Below are 23416 nucleotides of genomic sequence, written 5' to 3'. Positions count from 1 at the left end.
CGGGCCCCGCACCGGGGTCCGTCCGGCGACGTGTAGGGCCCGGAGCCGGACGGCCGGGCCCTCATCGGCCTGAACGTCCCCGGCGGCAACGCGTGACCGCAGGCCCGGCACCCCCGGCGTGGGTGCCGGGCCTGCGCGTGCTCCCTCCACGGCCGACGAGAGCGCCCGGACGGGGTGCCGGTCAGGCCTCTTCCAACACCCGGCCGGGGAACTGGCGGGCCTGGCGGGCCGTCAGGTGGTCGTGGAGAGCGACGGCGTCACCGACCGGATCGCGGCCGATCACACGACACGGTCAGCCGTCCCGCTGCGGTGGGGAAGACGGAAGGAGAGGACCGACGATGGCGAACGGTGAGGAGGAGGAGACGGCGATGCGGCTCTACACGATCGTGGCGGCGGTACTGCGCCGCGACGCGGAGGTCGCACTGGTGGCCCATCGGGGGGACGCCGGCGAACTCGTCTGGTCGCTGCCGGCCGGCAAGGTGGAGCCGTACGAGGCGATGGCCGAGGCAGCGGCCCGGGAGATCGCCGAGGAGACCGGACTCGCCCTGCGAGAGCTCGGGGCGCTCGCGTACGCCGTGCAGTACTCCCGGCCGCAGCTCGGCGACTCGACCCTGGCGTTCGTCTTCGAGGCCGAGACGGAGGGGGATCCGAAGGTCCGGGATCCCGACGGCGAGGTGGTGGCGGTGGAGTTCGTCCCCGTGGCCGAGGCGATCGCCCGGCTGGAAAGGCTCCCCTCGCGGGTGATGGCCGAGCCGGCCATCACCTACCTCTCCGGTGGCAATCCGTCGGGCACCTTCCTGTCCTACCGGGACCACGAGGGCACGCCCGCCCTCCTGACCAGGACACCGGCAGGCGGAACGGCGTAGGACCGGTGACCGAGCTCTACGACGGTGACCTAACTGGCGTGGTCTCCACCCCGGCCCGGTCCGATCCGGTGACCGCTTCGTCCGGGAGGCCCGCCGCGCCTCCGTGCGGCGCCGCCCGGCCCGGCTGCGGCGCGCCCACGCTCCGGCCGGGACGGAACGGCGCCGGTTCAGAGGGTCGGCTGCCATCCGAGCGCGGGGGCGAGCCGGGTCGCGATGTCGGTGAGGATCTGCACGTAGTCCCGATGACCGAAGGTGAACGGCAGGGCGAAGACGACCTCGTCGACCTCCCGGAACCCGGCGTGGGCGTACAGCCGCTCGGCGATCTCGACGGACGTCCCCACCAGGTCCGCCGCGAACATCATGCGCGCCGGCCCCTGCGGGGCTGCGGTGCGCGGGAGCCGGCTCCGGGCGTAGTCCAGGTACTTCGCGCGCTGCTCCGCCGAGGCGCTGTCGGTGGGGATGACCACCAGCCCCTGGGAGACCCGGGCGCGCCCGCCCTCGGGGTGGTGGGCACGGAAGGCCTCGATCTGCGAGCGCTGGATCTCGGCGAAGTCCTCCGACTCCTCCGCCCGCACCACGTTGCTGCTCAGCAGGCTCAGCCCCTGCTCACCCGCCCACCGGGCCGAGCGCAGGCTCCCGCCGCCGTACCAGATGCGGCTCGCCAGACCGGGCGCGACGGGCTGGACCCGGTCGGAGTACACCTCGATGCCCTCGACGCCACTGAAGTCGGTGGCGGGCTCGCCCTTGACGAAGCCCAGCAGCCGCCGGACCCGCTCGTAGCCGAACTCCTCGGACTCGGCGGTGTCCGGATACAGCGCGGGGGCGACCTGGTCCCAGTGGCCCGGCCGTCCGACGCTGATACCGGGATTGAGCCGGCCGCCGGACAGGATGTCGGTGGTCGCGAGGTCCTCCGCCAGGCGCAGCGGGTTCTCCCATCCCAGCGGGATGACCGCGGTGCCCAGCTGGATGCGGCGGGTGCGCTGCGAGGCCGCGGCGAGCAGGGCGACGGGGGACGATATCCCGTGCTGGAGGTGCCGGTGGCGCACCCAGGCACTGTCGAATCCCAGCTGCTCGCCGAGCTCGATGAGCTGGAGCGTCGACTCGTGCCCCCGACCGGGGTCGGCGGGGTCGAACAGCCCGATGGTCAGGAAGCCCAGCTTGCGTAGGGGCTGCGAAGGCGACGGCACCGGTTCCTCCGTTTTCCGCGACGAGCTCGGCACGGAGCGGCGCGGTTCGACTGTCGGGGCCCGGAGAGATCACCGGGCGTCCGGCCACATTCACACGCGACCGGGAGACGATCAAGGGGTGCACCGGAAAAGCCATCGCGAGCAACACGCCCGTGACATCGCCGCAGCAGTTTCCGGCCGCGGCGGCCATCGACGCGGCCAGGTCCCGCAGGATCTGCGCCTCCACCCCGGAGACGGCGACGCGCGCGGCGATCGACGGCTGCGCCGGGGCAGGTTCCATTCGCCGCCGTTCACCTCGCGGGGCCGCTGTGTGTGAGCACTGCGCGCAGATCAAGACGCAGGCCAACCTGCAGGAGGGCCGCCACGCGCTCGCCCGGAAGATCTTCCACGGCCGGGCCGGGCAGCTCTACCAGAACTACCAGGACGGGATGAAGGACCAGATCGGCGCGCTCGGTCTGATCCTCAACGCGCTGGTGCTGTTCAACACCCGGGATACGGGCGCGGCCGTCAACCAGCTCCGCACCGAGGGCTTCGAGGTCCGCGACCGGGACGTGGCCCGGCTCTCCCCGTTCGTGCGTCACCACGTCGGCATGCTCGGCCGGTACTCCTTCCGGCCGCCGGAGCTGCCCGGGGGCCTGCGGCCCCCTGCGCGCTCCGGACACCGCAGATCAAGAGTGAGGCATCTTCACGGCCGCCGTCACACTGTGAGCTGGAACACAGTTGAGGTTGACCTCGGGTCAGGCTGGAAGCTCGTCGCAACGGCCCGACGCCGACGCGGGCACAGCAGATCTGAAGGAGCAACATGTCCATCACCCTTCCCGGTCAGGAGCAGGATCGTCCGGAGCTGCAGAAGGCGATCGAGGAGATCGTCGAGTCCGGTCTCCTCGGGGTGCAGCTGCGGGTGAACGACGAGCAGGGCGAGTGGGTCGGCAGTGCCGGGGCGCGCGAGCTCGGCCAGAGCGCCAAGCCGCTGACCGACGGACACTTCCGGATCGGCAGCAGCACCAAGAACTTCATCGCGACCTCGGTGCTCATGCTGGTGGCCGAGGGCAGGATCGGCCTGGACACCCCGGCCGGTGACTACCTGCCCGGCTTCGGGCTGGACCGGCGGATCACGGTGCGAATGCTTCTGCAGCACACCAGTGGGATCTTCAGCCACACCGGCGAGCTCTACGAGGACGGGACGGTCGCGCCGGGGGTCCCTTGGCGGGGCAAGGAGTGGGTGGACAAGCGATTCCACACCTACCTGCCCGAGGAGCTGGTCCGGCTGTCGCTGTCCAAGCCCGCGCGGTTCGCGCCGGGGTCGGGCTGGAGCTACTCCAACACCAACTACGTGCTGGCCCGGCTGGTGATCGAGAGCGTCACCGGCCGGTCGTTCGCCGAGGAGCTGCAGCGGCTGATCCTGGGGCCGCTGGGGCTGACCGGCACCGTGGCGCCGGGCACCTCGCCGGAAATCCCCGAGCCTCACAACCACGGCTACTACCGCTACGAAGACACCGGGCGGGAGAAGACGGTCGATGTCACCCGCCACAACCCCTCCTGGGTCGCGGCCGGCGGCGACATGATCTCGACCACCAAGGACCTGCACACGTACTTCTCGGCACTGATGGGCGGCAGGCTCCTGCCGGCCGGACTGCTGGCGGAGATGCGCACCCCGGAGGCCACGATCGGCTACGGCCTGGGGGTGTTCGCCCAGGACCTGGGCCCGGGCGGCGGCACCGTCTTCCACCACAACGGCGCCACCATCGGCTCGGCGTCGCTGATGTACAGCACGCCCGACGGCCGCACGACCATGACCGCCGGGCTGACCTACGTGGACGACGCCGACATGTCCATAGCACCGGCATTCCAGACCGCCCAACAGCAGCTCGTCAGCGAGGTGTTCGGCGGCGGGCAGGCCGATCCGGCGCGGCCGACGGGCTGAACGCCCGGGCCCGTACGCTTCGAGGGCCGGCCCCTCCCGGTCGTGCGTCAGACACAACGCGAACCGGGGCCGCGCCGGGCCGGACGGGCTTTGCGCGGCCCCTTCCCCTGCTCGGCCACGCTGTGCGTCGTGGCCGAGCCCGAGCACGAGGCAGGCTGAGCGGATGACGAGCGGGGTCATGATCGGACAGGCGGCGGCGTTCGTCGGCGTCACGGTGAAGACGGTGCGGCACTACCACCAGCACGGGCTGGTCGACGAGCCGCAGCGCGACGCCTCCGGCTACCGACGGTACGGATCGAAGGAGCTGCTGCGGCTGGTGCAGGTCCGGACGCTCGCCGCCGCCGGGGTGCCGCTGGCCGAGATCGGGCCACTGCTCGACGCCGACGCCGGCCAGTTCGCCAACGCCCTCGCCGACGTCGCACAGCAGCTCAACCAACGGATCGCGGACCTGGTCGCGCGCCTCGACATGCTGCACCGGCTCGCCGAGGGCGACCGGGCCCTGCTGCCCGAGCGCGCCTGCGCGATCCTGGACCGGATGCCCGGCCTCGGTTTCGGCCCCGACTACGTGGCCGCGCAGCGCGAGGCCCTGGTGCTGGCCAGGGTGCTGGTGCCGGCGGGCTTCGACGGCTTCCTGTCCCAGCTCGAACACCGGCTGGAGGACCCCGGGTACATCGACCTGGCCAAGCGCGGTCAAGAGGCCGAGACCTGGGAACCGGACGACCCGAGGATCGAAGAACTCGCGACCGCCATGGCCGACCACTACCTCGCCAACCCCGCGCTGCTGGGAAACCCCACCAGCCAGCGGGCCTGGAACAAGGCCTCCACCCAGTACCGGCTGATCAACAACCACCGCGGGGACCAGGCCCCGGTCTCAGCCCGCCTGACCGCGCTCACCGAGGCCAGACTCCGCTCCGCAGGCGTACCCATCCCACGCCAATGACAGGGGCCTTGCGGCACGTCGGTGCCTCCGGTGCGGATCTGCGGCGCCCGCTACCCCGTCAACGCCCCCGGTAGTGCACACTGCCAGCCGGGCACGAGCACGGCGTCCACCAGACGGCCTTCGGCATCCAGTGCCCTGTCGAGGCGCGCCGAAACCGCGCGCCCGCCCGCGGCGAAGCCTTCAGCACCCGGATCAGCCTCGGCAGCAGCCGAGCCGTCCCGGCGCCCCAGTAGACCGTCTCCAACACGTACGCCTCGCGCGTCGCGCCGCGGCGGCGGACCTTGGGCCGGGCGCCCTTGGCCTTCACCGCCCGGCGGCGACCGGCCAGGTCCAGGTCCTCGATGTTGACGTCCAGGATCTCCTCGGAGCGAGCGCACGTCTCGTAGAGCATCCGCCATGGCGCCGTAGGTCTGCCATGGGGTGGGTCGTCGGCATGTGGGGCAGTGGCCGGCCCAGGTGGCGATGACGGGTTGGAGGAGGTCCAGGGTCTGCTGGGAGGTCAGGCCCTGGCCGGGCTTCTGGGGCGGAGCGCTGTTCGGTGAGGACCGGGTGGACAACGCTGAAGAGGGTGACGTGGCAGTGCCAGCCGTTGTAGGAGCGGCCCTCGTAGTGGTCCAGGCCCAGGCGGGTCTTCAGCTCGCGGTAGTCGTGTTCGACCCGCCAGTGTGACTTCGCGAGTCGGACCAGGTCCTGGTGGGGATGTCGGTGGGCAGGTTCGAGATCCAGTACTTGACCGCCTCCACCCCGTTCTCGGGCCACGGGGCACGCGCACTGAGCGGAAGCCAATCGGGCACTGGTGGGGCACGGTTCGCCGGGCGATGCCGGGCGTTCGGTTCAACGAATGCCCGGTCGAGGATCGTGCTCCGGCCCCCACTCCCCTCGTGGTGGGGGCCGGAGCGGGCCTGAGCCGCGCCAACGAGTGAGAGCATGCCAACGGGGACGGCCGGACGGCCATGCATTAGCCTCTGGGCCTAATAGTCAACAACGCGGCAGGTCAGGACGGCTGCGGGAAACCGGAGGAAGGTTCGTGATCGCACTGAGGTTCGGGGTCGCGGACCTCGCGAGGACCCGGTTCGTCATATCCCCGCTCGACCACCTGATGGCCGGCTCGGCCCGGTTGGGCGTTCACCAGGGCAGCGGGTCGCGCAGCGAGCGCTGGTGGCGGGACGTCCGCCGCCACGTGCCCCACCGGGCCGTGCGCTTCCTCGAGGTGGTCAACGCGAGCCCGGTCGGCGTCCCCGACTTCATGGTGGCGGACCTCGACGCCGTCCGCCGGCAATTGACCGACGAGCTCGACGCGCTCCTCTCCGTCCCGCAGCAGGCCGTGGAGGAGGGTGTCGCGATGTTCGGCAGCGGCCCGGAAGTCCCGGCTGCCCTGGCCCGGTTGCGCGAGGACGGCAGCCGGGGCCTGCGCGAGGTCAGCGACGGTGCCTGGGCGCTGTTCCGGTCCTGCCTCGCCCCGGACTGGCCCGACATCCGCCGCGCACTGGAGGCCGACATCGCCGCCCGGGCCCGCACCGCCGCCCGCTCCGGGGTCGGCGAAATGCTCGACTCGCTTCACCCGAAGGCCGTCTGGCGGGACGAGGGAGTGCTGGAGTGCACCCTCGGCGAACTGGAGGGCTCCTTCGAGCTCGGCGGCCGGGGCCTGGAACTGCGGCCCAACTACTTCGTCCAGCGGAGCATCAGCCTGCTGGCCGGGCCGGACCGCCAGAGCCTGCTGCTGCACCCGATCGCCGCCCCGACCGCCGAGCCTGCGGCCCGGACACCGGCCGTCGACGGCCTCGCTGCCGTACTCGGCCCCGCCCGCGCCCGCGTCCTGCGCGCCATCGCCGGCAGCGCCTGCTCCACCACCGAGCTCGCCCAGCGGCTCGGCGTCACCCCGCCCTCCGCCTCCGCCCATGCCGTCGCCCTGCGCACGGCCGGCCTGATCGCCACCCGCCGCGAGGGCAAGCAGGTCCGCCACACCCTCACCGACGTCGGTCACGACCTCCTCCTCGACAATCCGCCGCCCCTGCCCCCGGCCTGAGCGTCGGTCGGTGGCGGCTCGGACGGACCGTGGGGTGAGCATCCTCGCGACAGGGGCCCACGGGCCAGGGCGAGGAGATGGACGGCAGGACGCGCTCCTTGCGCTCGGCCGCGAGGACCTCGGGGTGGCGGGCGCTGGCGTTGCGCCACCGCCTCCGCACAGGGGCGTGCGCGGCCCTCACCATGACCACCCGGACCGCCGCACGCCCCACCCGACCAGCGACGCCTGTTCGGCTACGCCTCCTCTGCGTACCCGAACCTCGTACCGGCATGACGCCACGTCAGTCGCACAGGGCTGCCGTCTGTGCCATCCCCGTCCCCGGGGCCCAGCGGGATGGGCGTCTCAGGTACCGGGCAGATCATCGGCCCGGGCGGGTGGCAGGATGGCGGACCATGACCATTCGCGTACTGATCGCCGACGACCAGGACATGGTGCGGCGGGGACTGCGCCGCATTCTGGAGAGCCAGCCGGACCTGGAGGTGGTCGGCGAGGCCCCGGACGGGATCACCGCACTCGCGGCCGCACGGGAACTGCGGCCCGACGTGGCCCTGGTGGACATCCGGATGCCCGGGCTCGACGGCCTGGAGGTGACCCGGCGGCTGGCCGGCGGCCCCGAGGGCGTCCGGGTGGTCGTGGTGACCACCTTCGACCTGGACGAGTACGTCTACCCGGCGCTGCGCCACGGCGCCTCGGGCTTCCTGCTCAAGCGGTCCGGACCGGCCCTGCTGGTGGCGGCGGTCAGGGCGGCCGTGGCCGGGGACAGCCTGATCAGCCCCGAGATCACCGTCCGGCTGCTCCGGCACATCACCGCCGCACCGCCCCCGCGGCCCGCCGTCGCCCCGCCGCAGGAGCCGCTGACCGAGCGCGAGGTCGAGATCGCCGGACAGGTCGCGCTCGGTCGGACGAACGCCGACATCGCCCGTGAGCTGTTCATCTCGCCCGGCACGGTGAAGACCCATGTAGCCAGCGTGCAACGGAAGTTGGGGGTGCGGAACCGGGTCGGCATCGCGGTACACGCCTGGGAGATGGGCTACCCGGGGTGACCCGCCGGACCGTGTGGGCGGCGGCGGCCGGGGCGTTGGTGCTCCTGCCGGCCCCGCTCGACCTGCCGACCGCCCTGGTGGCCGCCGTACCGGCCGCGCTCACCGTCACCGTGCTCCTCCTCCCCCGGCCGTGGTGCAGGACCGGCCCGGTCCCGGCCGCACCGCTGCTGCTGGTCTGCGCGCTCTCGCTCGCCGTCGACCTGGCGTTCCGGGGGCCGAAGGGACACGCGGTGCTCTGGGCCACCGCCGAGCTGCCCGCGCTGCTGGGCCTGCTCGGGCGGACGGTGCGACGGGCACCGGAACGTCAGGCAGCCTTCCTGGGGCCGCTGTTGGGGCTGACCGCAGTCCTGTCGCCGGTCAGGTTCCGGCTCGTCGAGGCGCCGCCCGAGCCCGCGGCGCTGGCCCTGTGCTGCGCCCTGCTGCTGTTCCCCGCCGGGTGCGTGGTCGGCGTCGCGCTGTACCTGCGCACCCTCGCGGCCCGCCGCCGCCGGGCCACCAGCGCCGCCCTGCAGCGGCAGCGGCTCCAGGTCGCCGCCGATCTGCATGACTTCGTCGCGCACGAGCTGACCGGCATCGTGCTGGAGGTGCAGGCCGCGCAGTGGGCCGACCCGCCGCAGGACGCGGAGCAGGCCGAACTGCTGGCCCGAGTGGAGGCCGCCGGGTTACGCGCCCTGGACTCGATGGACCGGACGGTCGCCGCGTTGCGCACCGACGCCCCGCCGAACCGGGCGTACGGCCTGGCCGACCTGCCGGAGACCGTCCGCCGGTTCTCCGAGCGGGCCGAACTCCGGCTGCCGGACGGGCTGAGCCTGCCCTCCGGCGTGGAGGACCTCGCCTACCGGGTGGTGCTGGAAGCGCTCACCAACGTCCGCCGCCATGCGGCCGCGACGACCTCGGTCACCGTCGATGTCACCGGCGGGCCGGTCCTCACCGTCACCGTGACCGACACCGGTCCGCGCCGGCGGGGAGCCCGCCGGGGCGGCGGCAGCGGCCTGCCCGAGCTGGCGGCCCGGGTGGAGAGCGTCGGCGGCACCCTCGACCGGGGTCCGCACGGCACGGGTTGGCGGGTGCGAGCCGTGCTGCCCACCACCTGACGAATCTCTGCCGAACGGCAGATGCGCGACTCCCCGACCTGGCGGACCCTCGACGTGACACATCCGTCCACGCTCTGGAGGTCAGTCCCGTGCAACCGCCCGTCCTCGAACTCGTCGAGGTCACCAAGACCTACCGCGGCGGCAAGCGCGCCGTCGACGGCGTCGACCTGCACCTCGGCCCGGGACTGCTCGGCCTGCTCGGCCCGAACGGCGCGGGCAAGTCCTCGCTGATGCGGATCGCCGCCACCGTCACCCGTCCCAGCACCGGCCGACTCCGCTGGCGGGGCCGGGACGCGGTCGCCCACCCGGAGCCGCTGCGCCGGGAACTCGGCTACCTGCCACAGGACTTCGGCGCCTACCCGAACCTCTCCGCGCCCGAGTTCCTCGCCTACCTGGCCGCCGCCAAGGGGCTCGGCGCCCGGTCCGCCCGGTCCCGGATCGAGGAGCTGCTGCACCTGGTCAACCTCACCGAGGCCGGCCGGCGCCCGCTCGGCGGGTACTCCGGCGGCATGCTGCGCCGGGTCGGCATCGCGCAGGCGCTGCTCGGCGACCCCCGGGTGCTGATCGTCGACGAGCCGACCGCCGGCCTCGACCCGGAGGAGCGGGTCCGGTTCCGTAATCTGCTCAGCGAGCTGGCCGTCGACCGGGTGGTAGTGCTCTCCACCCACATCGTCTCCGACATCGATTCGGTGGCCCGCGACATCGCCGTACTGGCCGGGGGCCGGCTGCACTACCGGGGCACGCCGGAGGAGCTTCTCCGGCGGACCACCGGGCTGGTCTGGGAGCTGCTGGTCCGCCCCGAGGAGTTGGCCGCCGTGCGGTCCCGGCATCTGGTCAGCCGGCTGGTCCGGACTCCCGAGGGCGTCCGGCTGCGGCTGCTGTCGGACCATCGGCCCGGCGGCGCCGAAACGGCCGTACCCGACCTGGAGGACGCCTACCTCGCCACGGTCACCGGGATCGGCCGGTGAGCGCCGTCCTCGGCGTCGCACTCGCCGACTTCCGCGACCGGGTCCGACGCCCCGCCTACCTGGTCGTCCTGCTCGCCGCTCTGGGTCTGGGCCTGCTCGCCGTCCCGCCCGCCGACTCCCACTGGGTGATCCTGCAGATCGGCGACCGGCGGGGCCGCTACACCGGCGCCTACGTGGGGCTGAGCACCGCCCTGGCCGGGACGCTCTGGCTCACGCTGGGCGGCTTCCACCTGGTGCGCGGCTCACTGGAACGCGACGACCGGTCGGGCGTGGGGCGGCTGCTGGCAGCCACCGCGCTGCGGAGCACCGCGTACCTGGCCGGGAAGCTGCTCAGCGGCGTCCTGCTGCTGGCCTCCGTGCTCGGTGCGCTGGCGGCGACGGCCCTGGTCCTGCAACTGGTCCGCGGTGAGTCCCGATCACTCGACCTGCCCGGACTGCTGCTGCCCTTCCTGGTGATCACCCTGCCCGCAACGGTCCTCACGGTCGCGGCCGCCCTGCTCTTCGACACGCTCCCGGTCCTCCGGGGCGGGTTCGGGAACATCCTGTGGTTCTTCGGTTGGCTGGCCGTCGCCGTCGGCGGCCAGGGGGCGGGCCTCCCGCTGGGCGGGCTCGGGGTACACCAGGCGGTGGCGTCCGCGCGGGCCGACCTCGCCGCCCAACAGGTCGACATCGATGGCGAGTTCAGCCTGGGCTTCACCTACGTGGAACAACCGCTTCGGGTCTTCGACTGGAACGGCTTCTCCCCCGACGGCTCCTTTCTGCTCGGCCGCCTCGCCCTGGTCGTGCTCGCCGTCGCCGTCGCGGTGCTGCCGGCGCTCTGGTTCGACCGCTTCGACCCGGACCGGGCCGGCTCACGACCCCGACGTGCCGCCGACCCGGCCACCGTGGACTGGGCCGCACCCGCCGCCCTGCCCAGCACACCTACGACCCCCGGCCGCCTCCCGGCACTTCGACTGCTCGTCGGTGAGGTGCGCATCCTGCTGCACGGCGTGGCCTGGTGGTGGTGGGCCGGGGTCGCCCTGATCACCCTCGCCGCCCTGGTCGCCACCGGCGACGGCGCCATCCGGGTGGTGCTCCCGCTGGCCTGGATCTGGCCGGTGCTGCTCTGGTCCCGCCTCGGCACCCGCCCCCACGAGTACGGCGTGGCAGCGCTGCTCGCCGCGCTGCCACGCCCGGTCGGGCGCAGCCTCGCGCCCTGGGCGGCCGGTGTCCTGCTCACCGGCATCACCGGAGTCGGCCCGTTGCTGGCCCTTGCCCGCGACGGGGACCTGCCCGGCCTGGCCTCCTGGGTCGCCGCCGTACTCTTCATCCCCGCACTGGCCATCGCCCTGGGCACGCTGTCCCGCACCCACCGCCTCTTCCAGGCCGTCTACCTCCCGCTCTGGTACGTCGCCGCCAACGGGCTCCCGTTCCTCGACTTCATGGCCGCCACCCGCGCCCCGGGCCAACCGGCGCCGGTGCCCGCCGTGTTGTTGAGCGCCCTGGCCGCCCTGTTACTGGCCGTCGCGGTACGCCGGAGCGCGTCCCGCTGACTCCGGCCGTGGCGGCCAGGGGTTGCCGCCACGGCTGTCCTGCGCGGGGACCACGGCCACCCGATGGTCGGGGCGCATTGATCGAAAGGGCCTGCCTCTGGGAGGATGTCGTCCATGACGAACCGACGAAAGGCCCATGGCGCGTAGACGGCCAGGCCAGGTGCGCACCACGCTGCCGCGCAGGCTCCGCCCGGAGCGTGGCAGGAAGACCGTTTCCGGGGTCTCGGCACGCACACAGAGCGAGATTGCCACGTTCGAGGACTCACATCTGTGGCCAGGAGCCATCGCCGACGCGATGGCACGGTGGGTCGGCACCGTTCACGGGCCGGCCCGTGGGCTGACAGATCCACCGTTCCGCGGCTGCGGAGTCGAAGCGTGCTGTCCCTCCGACGCTCATCCACGAGAGACGCTGGAGCAGGCCCTGTGCGGGCTTGCGAAGGGCGCGTCGCGGGAGCTCCGGCGGCGGGTGGATCCGCTTGACGAGCTCTACCGTTCCCGCACGATCGTGGACTCCTATGGCGATCCGTCTCAGCCATGGTGGATGCGCAGATGCTGAACCTCGCGCTGGGGGATGCCTCGTAGACGCCCCTCCGCCGTCCGGCCGGAGTCCGGATCATGCCTGCGGTGCGGCGCCAGGCAGGACTACTGCGAACGGTACGACGCGGCGCTGTGCGTGGTGTGCGACCAGTGGCGTGAAGGCGTCTGCGGTGATCCTCATTGCACGTACTGCCGGCAACGGCCCGAACGGCCGAGCCTTGCCCGGGAACACGCCCCTGCCGAGGCCGTCTTGCGCCGGGCGGCCCGGCTGACCGTCCGACGATCGCTCTGGTCCCGGCCGAGGGATCCGGCCCCCTGATGGGTGACCGGACCCCTCGCCGGGGTGTGGCCGGGCTGGTTTCCGTCGGGTGGACCGCAGGTCTTGGCGGCCTCGACCAGGGAGGGCACTCAGACTCGTGCCATTGCTGCCTGACCGAACGCCGGAGCGCGGCCGCGGTGGGGCCTCCCCCGGGTCTGCTTCGTGCCGTTCACCCGAGCAGCACCTCCGGCATTCGGCCCTCGTCGGCCGGACGGGCCTAGATCTCGGCGAGGAGGAACTGTTCGGCTCCAGGCGGGCGCAGGCCGTCCTGGCGGTCGGCGAAGTACCGCGCGGCCAGGTCGTCAGGGGATACGTGGACGGCCTTCGTGAACCCCGCCTCCAGCGCGGCCTGCCGCATCTCGTCAGGCGAGTACAGGCTGACGAACGGGGTACCCGACGCGGCGGCGTTTCGCATCGAGAACTCCTGGACCTGCCGCTGATCCGGGTCGAGCAGGTCGAGCGGCATCAGGAACGTCGTGGCGAAGACGGAGCCGGTTGCGAGCTCGGCGGCCTGACGCAGCGTCGCGGTGTTGGCTTCGTGCGTGAGGTACATGCTGACGCCGGTCGACGCGACGACCGTCGGCTTCTGCGGATCGAATCCGGCAGTGGTCAGCCTCTCCCACCACGAGTCGCCGCCCTCGAAGTCGACGGGCACCAGGGTCAGCCAGGATGGGATGTCGTAGCCGAGCTCGGCCAGGCGCTGCCGCTTCCACGCCTGGGTGCCGGGCTGGTCGACCTCGAAAACGCTGAGGCGAGGGGCGAGTTCGGGGCGCCGCTGAGCGAAGGTGTCCAGGCCAGCGCCGAGGATGACGTACTGCGCCGCGTCGGCGGCGGCACGTTCGGCGACGAGATCCTCGACGAAGCGGGCGCGGGCGACCATGGACGCGCGGACGCCGCTGACGCCCGGCATGGTCATGTCGCCGCGCTCACGCCAGTTCGGCCCGGGGTCGGCGAGCTTCAGCCCGATCTCGTCGTCGAGCACGTGGGGCGGGGCGTCGGCGTGGACGTGAAGGGCGCGCCACAGGGCGACGCGCACAGCGGTGTGGTCGGGTTCGTGCTGGTCGGCTAAGCGCTGTCCGTCAGCCATGGGGGTGTCCTTCCGTGCCGTCATTGCCATCGTTGTCGTCGTTGTCGTCGTTCTCGTTGCCGTCGTTGCCGTCGTTGCCGTCGGGGAGCGGGGCTTGGAGAGCGATGATCCGCCCGTCGGGGTCGCGGACCAGCGCCTGTCGGACATCCCAGTGCGTCGGCGTGAACGGCTGGGCGAACTCCGGCCTGCGGTCAGGCGCGAAGGCCCCGGCGTCGGCCACCTTGAGCACAGGGTGGGTGGCCAGCTCGCGTTCGTGCTGCTCGACGATGAACACGTAGGGTCCGCCGGCCGGATGGGACCAGTGTCCGGAGCCGTGGCCGGTCTCCAGGACGTTCTCGAAGCCGAGCGACTTCCAGAACGCGGCGGTCGCACCGTAGTTGCGGGTCTCGACGAGGAACCCCTCGATGCCGTCGGTCGTCATGCACGTTCTCCTTCCCGGCGGGTTTCAGCGCGCAAGAGGTATTCGGTCAGGGCCGTCTCGACGATCGCGGACAGCGACTGCTCGGTGTCGACGGCGTGATGCTTGACCTCGCGAATGAGGTCGACGGGCAGGTAGACGTTGAACTGCTTTACCTGTCTCTCGGCGGGCATGGCTAGAATGCTAGCACTCTAGGATTTGGCGGGGCAGGGATTGATCGACCTCGATGGAGGGTCAGGCGGCGCGGCAGAGTTCGGCGGGCCCGACCGGGGCCGAGGTGAAGCCCACGGGAACGGGACGCGCGGTACGGCCGGCGACCGCGGCCTGCGAGCAGTCGCGCGCGAAGACGACCAGGCGCAGCACCGCGAACCGGGCGACACCGGCGAGTGCGGCGGCGGACAGGTAGACGACCTGCTCGACCATCCCAGGTCCCGCGGCAGGACCGGAGCGCCACATTCCCACCCGACCCAAGGGCCGAGATTCCCTGCAAGGTCGAGGGGATGGGACACCCCTTCGCTTCATGCCTCGGAGCTCTGCTCCAGCAGGGTGGACAGTCCGTCCAGGAGGCGTTCGAGGCCGAATGAGAAGCGGGCCTCCATCGACGGGTCGATCAGGTTGTCGGCGAGTGCGACCAGGCTCGGAAAGGAGTCCTGCGGCAGCCGGCGGAGCTGCTCCCCCACGGCCGTGGCGGCCTCGCGGCGGCTGGCACCCATGGCCTCGGACGCGGAGATGGGCCCTTGCTCCTGGAGCACGAAGCCCTGGACGAACGCGCCGAGCAGGTAGCTGATCATGGCGGCGTCGGCGTCGGAGAAGCCGGCCTGCCGCAGGCGGCCGAGCTGGTCCTCCATCAGGCGCAGCAGGTAGGGGCCCGGGGCGAGCCGGCCCGCGACGACCTTGGCGGCGTCGCGCTTGCCGAGCAGGTGTCGGCGGTAGCGCACGCAGTACTCGCGCAACTGCTCACGCCAGTCGCCCTCCCGGGGCGGTGCCTCGGCGTCGGCCATGAGCTCGTCGGTGAGCAGGTCGAGCAGCTCTTCCTTGTTGCGCACGTGCCAGTACAGCGAGGCTGCCTTCACTCCCAGTTCGGCGGCGACCTTGCGCATCGACAGGCCATTGATGCCCTCGCGCTCCAGCACGCGAAGGGCCGCCTGAACGAGCGTCCGGCGGGTAAGCCCCGGCTGTGACGGTCCGTCATCAGCGTGGTCCTCCAGGGCCATGGGCCACCTCCGTTCGCGGTCCCTCTCGGGAATCCCACTTGCCATCTAACACTGTTAGGGGCAGTCTAGCCGCACCGAACAATCGACTAACACTGTTAGGGACTGTGATGACGAAGCCGCCCGCCCGACGCAAGGGACTCGTGCTCGCCACCCTGTGCGCCACGATGTTCATGGCGATGCTCGACAACGTCATCGTCAACAACGCATTGCCCCGCATCGGACAGCAACTGCACTCCGGCGTCAGCGGACTTCAGTGGGTGGTGGAGGGCTACAGCCTGGTCTACGCGGCCCTGCTGCTCACCGGCGGCACCCTGGGCGACCGGTTCGGCCGCAAGCGGATCTTCCTCAGCGGCCTGGCCGTCTTCACGGCGGGCTCGGCGGCTGCGGCGTTGTCCGGCTCGACCGGCACGCTGATCGCCGCCCGGATGCTCCAGGGCCTCGGCGCGGCACTGCTCACACCGGGCAGTCTGTCCATCCTGCGCCACGTCTTCACGGACGAGAAGGAGCGGGCCAGGGCCGTCGGGCTCTGGTCCGGCGTCTCCGCACTGGGCCTGGCCGTCGGCCCGGTCCTGGGCGGGCCGATCGTGGACACCTTCGGCTGGGCCGGTGTCTTCTGGATCAACGTCCCCATCGGGGTGGCGGGGCTGCTGCTCGCGGCCCGGGTGCTCCCCGAGTTCGCGACCCGCACCAGGCGGCTGGACCTACCGGGCCAGGCGCTCTCCGCGCTGGGGTTCGGCGCGCTGGTGTACGCGCTCATCGAGGGGCCCACCCGCGGCTGGACCGACACCCGGGTACTCGCGCTCGCCGCCGTGGCGACGCTGGCCCTGCCCGCCTTCGTCGCGGTCGAGGCACGCAGCGCCGCCCCCATGCTCGACCTGCACTTCTTCCGGGACCGGGTGCTCACCGGCGCCGCAGTGAGCGGCTTCATGATCAGCTTCGGCATGTTCGGAGCCGCGTTCTTCCTGCCCCTGCTCATGCAGGACGTGATGGGCTGGTCCCCCTCGGACGCGGGCCTGGCCGGCCTGCCGATGACCGCGATGATCGTCGTCGCCGCGCCACTGTCGGCCGCGCTCACCTCACGCCACGGCCCCCGCCTCCCGCTGGTCACCGGCCTCGCCCTGTGCGCCACGGCGCTCGGCTCCCTCTCGCTCTACGGCGCGGATGCCCGCTACCCGCAGTACGTCTGGGTGCTGCTCACCATGGGCCTCGGCATGGGGATGACCTTCACCCCCGTGTCCATCACGATCATGCAGCGCGTCGACCCGGCGCGGGCCGGCATGGCCTCCGCAACCCTCAACACCCTGCGCGAGATCGGCGGTGTCATCGGCGTCGCGGCCCTGGGGGCCGTCCTCAGCAGCCGGCTCACCGCCACGCTGACCGAGTCGCTCCACCGGCTCGGCGCGCCCGCCGAACTCGGCCGCCACCTCCCCGGCACGGCCCCGGACAGCGCCGCCGCCTTCCCCGCCCCCGTCCGCGACGCCGTGAACGCCGCCTTCATCGACGCCCTGCACCTGGCGCTGCGCTGCGGCGGCGCCGCCCTGGCAGCCGCAGCACTCCTCGTCGCGCTACTCCTGCGCCCACCACGAGGCGTCACCCCGACACCCGCCGCCGGCCAACCGGCCCCGCAGCCGGAGGCGGCACATCGGTAGGAGGAGGGACTCCCGCTCGGTCCGTGCCTGCGGGGCGGCCGATCCTCAGGAGCGGCGGCGAGAGACAGCGATCAGCCGGCCTCTCGGCCCGCCGGGCCGGTCTCGTCAGCAGTCACGGACTTGTCGAATATCGATGTACCACGGGCCGCACTGGCCGCGCGGGACATCTACCCGCAGACACTCCGCACGTTCGTCGACGGCGTGCTCAGGCAGGCCACGGCCCCTGCGGTAGGCCCGAGTGCCCACTGACGCGTGTGCGGGGTACCCCCATCGGGCGACTGCGGGGCGTGGGCTCCAGGTCGGCGCGGGCGGGCGCTCGCACAGTCGGAGGTGCTGTCACTTCCGCCGGTCATGAGATGAGCTGATGATGCGCCGCCTGCCTCACCGGGAGACCTTCGCCGCAACCATGACGCTGCTCCTGACCGTCGCCGGGTGCGCCACCCCGGCCGTGCCGCGGACCGCACCGTCGCCCTCGTCGCAGGTGACTGCAGCCTCCCCGGCCGGGCCGCGGGCGTTCACACTGGTCGCCACGGGGGACGTCCTGCCGCACACCGAGATCATCCAGCAGGCCCGGGAGGACGCCGGCGGCAGCGGGTACGACTTCGACAGGATGCTCGACGGCGTCAGACCCGTCGTCAGCGCGGCGGATCTGGCCATCTGCCACATGGAGACCGTGTACGGCGCCGATGGCGGCCCCTTCACCGGCTACCCGTCGTTCAAGTCGCCCCCGCAGGTCGCACGGGCCCTCAAGGACGTCGGCTACACATCCTGCGACACCGCTTCCAACCACACACTGGACGACGGTCCCGACGGCATCCGTCGAACGCTCGACGCCATGGACGCCGTGGGGCTGAAGCACACGGGGTCCGCGCGCAGCGAGAGCGAGGCGGCCGAACCGGCGCTACTCACGGCAGGTGGGGCAACGGTGGCCCAGCTCGCCTACACGTACGGCACCAACGGCATCGCGCCGCCGAAGGGGCAGCCGTGGGCGGTCAACCTCATCGACCGGGATCGGATCCTCGCGGACGCGCGGGCCGCCAGGGCCGCCGGTGCGGACATCATCGTGGTCAGCGTCCACTGGGGCACCGAGTGGCAGGACGAACCGAACCCTCAGCAGCTGACGCTCGCCCGTGAGCTGGCCACCGAGCAGGGCGAGGGCCACCCGGAGGTCGACCTGGTCCTCGGCACCCACGCCCACGTCCCACAGGCATACGAGAAGATCAACGACACCTGGACGGTCTACGGCATGGGCGACCAACTCGCCGGACACATGTTCAACTACTCCGGGGCCGAGGACCCGCGCGGCAACTGGAGCTCGATCGCCCGGTTCACCTTCTCCCCACCGGCCCTGCCGGGGCAGCGCTGGACCGTCAGCAAAGCCGAGTTCATCCCGCAGCTGACCGACCTCGGCCCGCCGTACCGGGTCCTCGACCTGGCCGAGGCGGTCCGCCGCAACCCCGACCGCTCCGACTTCACGCGGGCCTTGGACCACGTCCGCTCGGTCGTGCTCAGCCGTGGCGGTGCCTCCGCCGGACTGACCCTGGCACGCTGACCAGTCCCCGGCTGCGAGCGCACGGCCGCCGAGCGCAACCGCGGGACAGCATGCCGAGCGCGAACCCGGCCGTCCGGGATTTCGTTCACCGGCCCCGCACCGGACTCGGGGGGTGCGGCCTGACCTGGCGTGACGAGCCGTTCGGCCTACCACTGTCGCACCTCGGGCGAGATGGTCACATAAAGTCGTCGCCAGGTGACTTTACGTGCTCACCCCGCCAGGAAGGCAGAACATGCGACGGAACTCATCCCTCGACGCGACGACTCGCCAGACGAGCTCGCGCACCCGAATAGCGCTGGCGACCGTCAGCGGCCTTGTCGTCAGCTCCATACTGCTGGCGTCAGGCTATTCGGCTGCGGCGCAGGACCCTGACCCGACGCATTCGACCTCGGCCCCCGCCACACACACGCCGACACCGGCGCATTCGACCTCGGTGCCCGCCACCTCGGCTCCCTCGACGCCCGGAACGCCCACCACGACGCCCGCTCCCGCGAGACACGTGACCTACACCGTGAAGAGTGGTGACACTCTGTGGGGCATCGCCGAAAAGTACTACGGCGCCGGCGGGTTGTGGCAGGCGATCTACAGCGCCAATCGGCCGGTGATCGAGAAGGCCGCTCACGATCACGGACTGGCTTCGAGCGACAGCGGTCACTGGATCTACCCAGGGGAAGGCGTCGACACCATCACCGTGGACATCCTGGAGATCCTCAAGGAAATCCTCCAGGTGCGGGGAGAAGGCCTCACGGTGACGGGACCGGGTCTGTGCCTCGTCTCGGCCGACCCGCTCGCGTGTCTGCTGGAGAAGTTCCCCGACCTGATCGCGCTGGCGCAAGGCTGAGGGCCAGATCCTGCGTGAGGGAGTAATCAGCTTCCGAGCTCCGTCCCCTCCGGGGTGGGGCCCGTAGGACCGCGACCGTGACACACAGGCAACTCACGGACGATCAGCGGAAGTTCATCGGGCCGTACCTGCCGATCGGCGGGTACGGCCCGCACCCTGAGCGGCTGCGGGAGGAGGACTTGATCACCGAGACGGCCCCCTCAAGAACCGCGGCCGGCTGTTCTCACCCGGCACGGTGGTCCGCAACGAACAGCTCACCGCCCTCCCCGACCACCTGTCACCCACCAACCCCTGACCGACTCCCACGGCCGCCATGAGTCACGGGCACCGGCCAACACCATCCCCCGGGGGACGAGCACCGGGCAGGTCCACGCGCGGAGCAGGGTGGTCGACCCGGTCGTAGCAGACCAGCTCGACCAGGAGTTCCGCGGGTTCCGGCAGGTACATGAACACCACTCTCATGCCGGGCCTGGCTCCCCGGCACGGTTCCGCGTCGAGAGCGAGCAGCCCCGCGGCGCGCAGCCGGTGCACCTCGTGGTCGAGGTCGTCCACGACGAAGGCGAGGTGGTACAGGCCGGGGCCCCGTTCCGTGAGGCGTCCCTCGACTGCGGGCCCGGGGCCCGCCGGGGAGACCAGCTCGATCGCGGTACCCGTCAACCGACCCGGCAGGCTCCAGAATTCGCAGGCAACCTGATACCTGCCCGGCGGCCGACGAGGAGACCTGTGCGGCCGCGGCCACCTCGACCGTCCGCGCCCGCGTCGCTGGTGAGTGCAACGGTGGTGGCCCCGCGCCGGGCGGCCTCGGCGACCGGGTCGAGGACCTCGGAGGTCCGGCCCGAGCAGGAGATGCCGACGACCACGTCGGCGGCGGTCAGGTGGGCGGCGCCCATCAGGGCGCGGTGGACGTCGGAGCGAGCGGCGCAGACGAGGCCGAGGTGCTGGAGCTGGTACTCCAGATCGGCGGCGACCACGGCTCCGGCGCCCGCCGCTGCGTGCCGCGTACGTCTTCGACCGCACGCTCGCCACCGCCGACCCGGACGGGCGCGCGCGCCTGCTCGACGGCCTGGCCGACGCCGGGCTCACCACCTGCTCACCAGGGCGGACGCCGGCACGCCCGCCCTGGCCGCCGTCTGCCGCGCGGCCGGGCTCCGGCCGGTCGGCAGCCTCGCCTGCCTGAGGCGACCACGCCGAACCCGCGGAACGTCGCCGTCCCACCCTCAGCCTCTGACACCCGGCCCCCGAGCCGGGCCAGTCAGCGGACGTCGGTCAGGCGTGGATCAACCAGTACTGATTGAGATCGCCGAAGCAGTCCTCGATCACCACCGCCGCGCCGTTCCAGGGGTTTCGGTCGGCGATGGCCAGGCACTTGCCGTTCTCGTTGCCGACGTGGAAGGAGTACTCCGACCCTCCGACTCCGAACGTGTACCACCGCTGAGCGGGATTGTCCGCACAGGCCCACTGGTTCACCCCGGCTCCATTGGTGGAGTTGTCGTCCTGGAGGTCGAGGCACTTACCGCTCTGCCCGTTCTGGAACTGAAACGCGTGGTTGCCCAGGGAGATCGCCGTCCAGGCCTGGTTGGCGTAGCCGGAGCAGTCGCGCATGGCCACGGCGCCACCGTTGCCGAGATTGCCACCCCGGACTTCCAGGCACTTGCCGTTCAGCTCCGAGGCCAGCCGGAAGTAGCCGCCGCCCGGCGCAGCCGACGGCGACTGCTTCCCCACAGCGGACGCCGGTGAGATGCCGAGGGAGCCGGCGAGCCCCAGGACGACCACACCCAACACCGCACTGGACCGGTTCACGGCACCCTCTCCTCACAGACGTCGTCGGTGCGTTCACGGACCACCCTGGAACGACCGCCCGCAGTTCGCACGTCGGCCTGACCCGTGCGGAGGACCTGGGCCACGGCCAGGCAGATCGGTTCGGAATCCGCCAGCAGGGGTGGGCGGCCCGGTCCGCGCGTGACGACGCCGCGTGGGGCGCTCGCCGACCGGTCGGGGGATCCACTCGAACGACAGTGTGTGCCTGAGCGATGACTACGTGCCACGCTCACTGGCTGGTCCACGAACAGTCAACTACATCGTCACCACCGCCGGTGAGGGCTGCGTCTTCCCCTGGGTCACCGAGACCCTGCACATCAACGCGTCGACCACCCCGAGTCCGCCGACCACATCCTCGCCGCCCAGTACCACCCCGACCAGACCGTCCCCGACGCCCCGAACAAGCGGATCCCCGGCGCCCCCGGCACCGCGCCGCCGCACCGCGTCGCCGGCCAGTCCGCCGTCGACGCCCACCGCGCCGTCGCCGCCGGCACCGCAGGGGTCCGCGCGATCCGGGCCCGGCCGAAACGGTGGAAGAGCACTGGGCGGGCAGAACGTGCAGCGCAGCCGCTTGTCCGCCCCGGCGGCCAGATCCGGAGGGCCGCATCTTCACTCTGCCCAAGGGGGCGGGCCTGCAGGTCAGTCAGCCGTCGGGGGTGATGTTGACCTCGTCGCACCAGTAGCAGTTCCACCGCAGTGGCAGCTCGTAGCGGACGGTGAAGAAACTCTTCGGTTCGCCGTAGACGGCGTTCATCTCCCCGCAGCACCAACAGTCGTACTCGAAGTCCATCGGTCCCTCCCTGGACCCAGGATGGCGGTTCCCTGGGCGGCAGGGGGACGGAATCGGAGTGAGAGGCGGAAGCGGAAGGTGTGCGTACGCTGATGGCCGGCCCTCACGATTCGAACGTGAGGGCCGCCCATCTCTGCGCGCGGTGCTGATGCCGGGTCAGGGCCCAGCGATGTCCCAGGTCACGACACCGAGGCCATGCCTTCGTGCGCCCTGTACACGACGCTGATGCGGTCGCCGGTGTCGGAGGCCGGGTTGGTGCGGGCCGGTGTGGTCGTCGACCTCGGAGTCGGTGTCTCCGGGCACCGGGATGCCGTGCCGCGGGTACAGGGCGAGGCTCGTGTCGCGGGCGTAGACCGCCACCGCCCGGCTGGCCGTTGGCACCGACAGGCGTCATCCGCCAGTCGCTGCCGCGAAGCGCGTACACCCGGGCGACGAAGCCGGTGTAGGCGGTGGACCCGACGTACCAGTTGGTGAACGGCGGCATCTCCATCACCACGTCCTACGCCAGCAGCCAGGCCAACGCGGTGAGGTCGGTGGTCTGGAAGGCGGCCACGTAGCGGTCGACCACAGCCCGGGCACCCGGTTCGGCCGGCTCGGCGATCTCCTCCTCGCGCAGCCCGGCAGCGGCGAGGTCGGCCCTGGCCCGCTGGAGAGCGCTGTTCACCGCCGAGGGCGTCAGGCCGGGTGCGCCGGCCGCCTCGGTGACGGGCCGGGCGAGCACGTCACGCAGGATCAGGACGGCCCGCTGCCGGGCGGGCAACCCCGGCTTACCCAGCACTGCCAGGACCGCCGAAGGGGCATCAGGGCCTCCCCTGGGAGACCTTGGTGCCCCTTCGTTACGCCTCGGTCAGCGGTCCCCTACTTCTTCAGCCGGGCCCGGATCGTGCGGACACCGGCGGTGCCGGCGGCGAGGGCCAGTGCGGCGGCGACGCCGCCGAGGAACTCCGGCAGGGACGCGTACAGGATGTCGCTCATCGGATCACCGCCGAGAGGGTGCGGGTGGTGTGTTGGTTGCCGAGGCGCTTGAGCTTGCGGCGAACGCGCTCGGCGAACGCGGTGGGCAGGCCGGCCTCCAGCGCGGCCTGGGCCCAGGTCTCCCGGCTGCTCGCCCAGGACCGGGCGAATGCGTCCTCGTCCGGCTTCAGATCACGGAGCACGGCGAGGAGCCGGCTGTCGGAGAGTTCGGCGGCCAGCGCTTCCGTCTCGGGGGTGCGGTGCTCGGTGAGGAGGTCGGCGAGCACCTGGTCCACGCCGACCCGCTCGCCGAGCAGGGCGGTGCGCTTGCCCCGGACCCTGCGCTCCCAGAGGGGCTGGAGGTGCCGGTGCTCGGTGCCGGCCTGATGCTTCAGCAGGTCGGTGATGGTGTCGTCGGTGGCGGTGCCGGTGCCGGTTCCAAGTGTGGTCGTCCAGTCGCCGAGCAGGGCCGCCTCGACGGCTTCGCGCCACCGCTCGGGCCGGGATGTGCCGAGCCAGGTCCGGCTGAACTCGTCGACGGCGGCGGTGTCGCCCTCGATGGCCGCGTTGCGGGGGGGGCCCCGCCGCCCCCACCCCGCTCGGCTGGGAGCCGCCCCCATACCACGAGCCCCCGGCCCCCCGGGAAGCAGAATACAA

General features: G+C 72.1%; 23 protein-coding genes and 3 pseudogenes. 12 read left to right on the top strand and 14 right to left on the bottom strand.

All coding sequences use genetic code 11. The annotated features are described in order from the left end of the window. Positions 1-338: 338 nt before the first annotated feature. Positions 339-866, top strand: coding sequence for an NUDIX hydrolase (locus ACFVYI_RS38285; protein WP_387894201.1), 528 nt, complete (start codon positions 339-341; stop codon positions 864-866). 167 nt (positions 867-1033) lie between these two features. Here ACFVYI_RS38285 and ACFVYI_RS38280 read toward each other — a convergent pair whose 3' ends face one another. Continuing rightward, positions 1034-2053, bottom strand: a complete 1020-nt coding sequence (locus ACFVYI_RS38280; protein ID WP_387894199.1) for an LLM class flavin-dependent oxidoreductase — start codon at positions 2051-2053, stop codon at positions 1034-1036. Between the two features lie 326 nt (positions 2054-2379). On the opposite strand from ACFVYI_RS38280, the pseudogene ACFVYI_RS38275 reads away from it, so the two are divergent. From ACFVYI_RS38275 to ACFVYI_RS38265, 3 genes and pseudogenes are all read left to right on the top strand, one after another. Further along, positions 2380-2697: pseudogene (locus ACFVYI_RS38275) on the top strand (Tn3 family transposase); the annotation flags it as partial. A 158-nt stretch (positions 2698-2855) separates the two neighbouring features. Then, positions 2856-3977, top strand: coding sequence for a serine hydrolase domain-containing protein (locus ACFVYI_RS38270; RefSeq protein ID WP_387894198.1), 1122 nt, complete (start codon positions 2856-2858; stop codon positions 3975-3977). 163 nt (positions 3978-4140) lie between these two features. Then, complete coding sequence (locus ACFVYI_RS38265) at positions 4141-4917, top strand: MerR family transcriptional regulator (RefSeq protein WP_387894197.1); 777 nt, start codon at positions 4141-4143, stop codon at positions 4915-4917. A gap of 187 nt (positions 4918-5104) precedes the next feature. Here ACFVYI_RS38265 and ACFVYI_RS38260 read toward each other — a convergent pair. After that, positions 5105-5320, bottom strand: a pseudogene (locus ACFVYI_RS38260) (site-specific integrase); the annotation flags it as partial. Next, positions 5221-5676, bottom strand: coding sequence for a transposase (locus tag ACFVYI_RS38255; protein ID WP_387894196.1), 456 nt, complete (start codon positions 5674-5676; stop codon positions 5221-5223). The gene ACFVYI_RS38255 and the pseudogene ACFVYI_RS38260, both read right to left, overlap by 100 nt. A 268-nt stretch (positions 5677-5944) precedes the next feature. Here ACFVYI_RS38255 and ACFVYI_RS38250 point away from each other — a divergent pair, with 268 nt between their 5' ends. The 5 genes from ACFVYI_RS38250 (at position 5945) to ACFVYI_RS38230 (ending at position 11580) form a co-directional block, all read left to right on the top strand. Further along, on the top strand, positions 5945-6943 hold the full coding sequence (locus tag ACFVYI_RS38250; protein WP_387894195.1) for an ArsR/SmtB family transcription factor: 999 nt from the start codon (positions 5945-5947) through the stop codon (positions 6941-6943). A gap of 392 nt (positions 6944-7335) precedes the next feature. Then, entirely contained in the window at positions 7336-7986 is a 651-nt protein-coding gene (locus tag ACFVYI_RS38245) for a response regulator (RefSeq protein WP_387894193.1), read from the top strand. After that, positions 7983-9080, top strand: coding sequence for a sensor histidine kinase (locus ACFVYI_RS38240; RefSeq protein ID WP_387894191.1), 1098 nt, complete (start codon positions 7983-7985; stop codon positions 9078-9080). Before ACFVYI_RS38245 ends, ACFVYI_RS38240 begins: the two co-directional genes overlap by 4 nt. An 89-nt stretch (positions 9081-9169) precedes the next feature. Beyond that, positions 9170-10048 carry an ATP-binding cassette domain-containing protein gene (locus ACFVYI_RS38235; RefSeq protein ID WP_387894190.1) on the top strand — a complete coding sequence of 293 codons (879 nt, stop codon included), beginning with the start codon at positions 9170-9172 and terminating at the stop codon, positions 10046-10048. Then, the gene (locus ACFVYI_RS38230; protein ID WP_387894189.1) at positions 10045-11580 is read left to right on the top strand and encodes a hypothetical protein; all 1536 of its coding nucleotides are present in this window, start codon (positions 10045-10047) and stop codon (positions 11578-11580) included. The genes ACFVYI_RS38235 and ACFVYI_RS38230 overlap by 4 nt, the downstream gene beginning before the upstream one ends. A gap of 1073 nt (positions 11581-12653) precedes the next feature. Here ACFVYI_RS38230 and ACFVYI_RS38225 read toward each other — a convergent pair. The 5 genes from ACFVYI_RS38225 to ACFVYI_RS38205 all read right to left on the bottom strand — a co-directional run bounded on the left by ACFVYI_RS38225 (position 12654) and on the right by ACFVYI_RS38205 (position 15155). After that, on the bottom strand, positions 12654-13523 hold the full coding sequence (locus ACFVYI_RS38225) for a class I SAM-dependent methyltransferase (protein WP_387894188.1): 870 nt from the start codon (positions 13521-13523) through the stop codon (positions 12654-12656). After that, on the bottom strand, positions 13516-13944 hold the full coding sequence (locus ACFVYI_RS38220; RefSeq protein ID WP_387894187.1) for a VOC family protein: 429 nt from the start codon (positions 13942-13944) through the stop codon (positions 13516-13518). Before ACFVYI_RS38220 ends, ACFVYI_RS38225 begins: the two co-directional genes overlap by 8 nt. Beyond that, the gene (locus ACFVYI_RS38215; protein WP_387894186.1) at positions 13941-14114 is read right to left on the bottom strand and encodes a ribbon-helix-helix protein, CopG family; all 174 of its coding nucleotides are present in this window, start codon (positions 14112-14114) and stop codon (positions 13941-13943) included. Before ACFVYI_RS38215 ends, ACFVYI_RS38220 begins: the two co-directional genes overlap by 4 nt. Positions 14115-14175: 61 nt before the next feature. Next, on the bottom strand, positions 14176-14364 hold the full coding sequence (locus ACFVYI_RS38210; protein WP_387894184.1) for a hypothetical protein: 189 nt from the start codon (positions 14362-14364) through the stop codon (positions 14176-14178). A 95-nt stretch (positions 14365-14459) separates the two neighbouring features. Beyond that, positions 14460-15155, bottom strand: a complete 696-nt coding sequence (locus ACFVYI_RS38205; protein WP_387894183.1) for a TetR/AcrR family transcriptional regulator — start codon at positions 15153-15155, stop codon at positions 14460-14462. A 107-nt stretch (positions 15156-15262) separates the two neighbouring features. Between ACFVYI_RS38205 and ACFVYI_RS38200 the strand changes: the two genes are divergently transcribed. The 3 genes from ACFVYI_RS38200 to ACFVYI_RS38190 all read left to right on the top strand — a co-directional run bounded on the left by ACFVYI_RS38200 (position 15263) and on the right by ACFVYI_RS38190 (position 19197). Beyond that, positions 15263-16804, top strand: a complete 1542-nt coding sequence (locus ACFVYI_RS38200) for an MFS transporter (RefSeq protein ID WP_387894182.1) — start codon at positions 15263-15265, stop codon at positions 16802-16804. A gap of 367 nt (positions 16805-17171) precedes the next feature. After that, the gene (locus tag ACFVYI_RS38195) at positions 17172-18356 is read left to right on the top strand and encodes a CapA family protein (protein WP_387894181.1); all 1185 of its coding nucleotides are present in this window, start codon (positions 17172-17174) and stop codon (positions 18354-18356) included. 499 nt (positions 18357-18855) lie between these two features. Then, positions 18856-19197 carry a LysM peptidoglycan-binding domain-containing protein gene (locus ACFVYI_RS38190; RefSeq protein WP_387894179.1) on the top strand — a complete coding sequence of 114 codons (342 nt, stop codon included), beginning with the start codon at positions 18856-18858 and terminating at the stop codon, positions 19195-19197. Between the two features lie 318 nt (positions 19198-19515). Here the strand turns inward: ACFVYI_RS38190 and ACFVYI_RS38185 are convergent, their stop codons facing one another. The 6 genes and pseudogenes from ACFVYI_RS38185 to ACFVYI_RS38160 all read right to left on the bottom strand — a co-directional run bounded on the left by ACFVYI_RS38185 (position 19516) and on the right by ACFVYI_RS38160 (position 23379). Next, a complete protein-coding gene (locus ACFVYI_RS38185) occupies positions 19516-19854 on the bottom strand; it encodes a VOC family protein (protein WP_387894178.1) in 339 nt (112 codons plus the stop codon). Next, positions 19851-20174 (bottom strand): annotated as a pseudogene (locus ACFVYI_RS38180) (SIS domain-containing protein); the annotation flags it as partial. The pseudogene ACFVYI_RS38180 and the gene ACFVYI_RS38185, both read right to left, overlap by 4 nt. Before the next feature lie 289 nt (positions 20175-20463). Then, the gene (locus ACFVYI_RS38175; RefSeq protein ID WP_387894177.1) at positions 20464-20997 is read right to left on the bottom strand and encodes an RICIN domain-containing protein; all 534 of its coding nucleotides are present in this window, start codon (positions 20995-20997) and stop codon (positions 20464-20466) included. A gap of 661 nt (positions 20998-21658) precedes the next feature. Further along, positions 21659-21805: a hypothetical protein gene (locus ACFVYI_RS38170; RefSeq protein WP_387894175.1), complete on the bottom strand. Its 147-nt coding sequence runs from the start codon at positions 21803-21805 to the stop codon at positions 21659-21661. A 499-nt stretch (positions 21806-22304) separates the two neighbouring features. Beyond that, positions 22305-22583, bottom strand: a complete 279-nt coding sequence (locus ACFVYI_RS38165; protein WP_387894173.1) for a sigma factor-like helix-turn-helix DNA-binding protein — start codon at positions 22581-22583, stop codon at positions 22305-22307. 193 nt (positions 22584-22776) lie between these two features. Beyond that, positions 22777-23379, bottom strand: a complete 603-nt coding sequence (locus tag ACFVYI_RS38160; RefSeq protein ID WP_387894171.1) for a hypothetical protein — start codon at positions 23377-23379, stop codon at positions 22777-22779. Positions 23380-23416 lie beyond the last annotated feature (37 nt).

This window comes from Kitasatospora sp. NPDC058218, assembly GCF_042882445.1.
GTDB lineage: Bacteria > Actinomycetota > Actinomycetes > Streptomycetales > Streptomycetaceae > Kitasatospora.
Note: the sequence above shows the minus strand (reverse complement) of the source record. Positions and strands in the feature narration are given on the sequence as shown.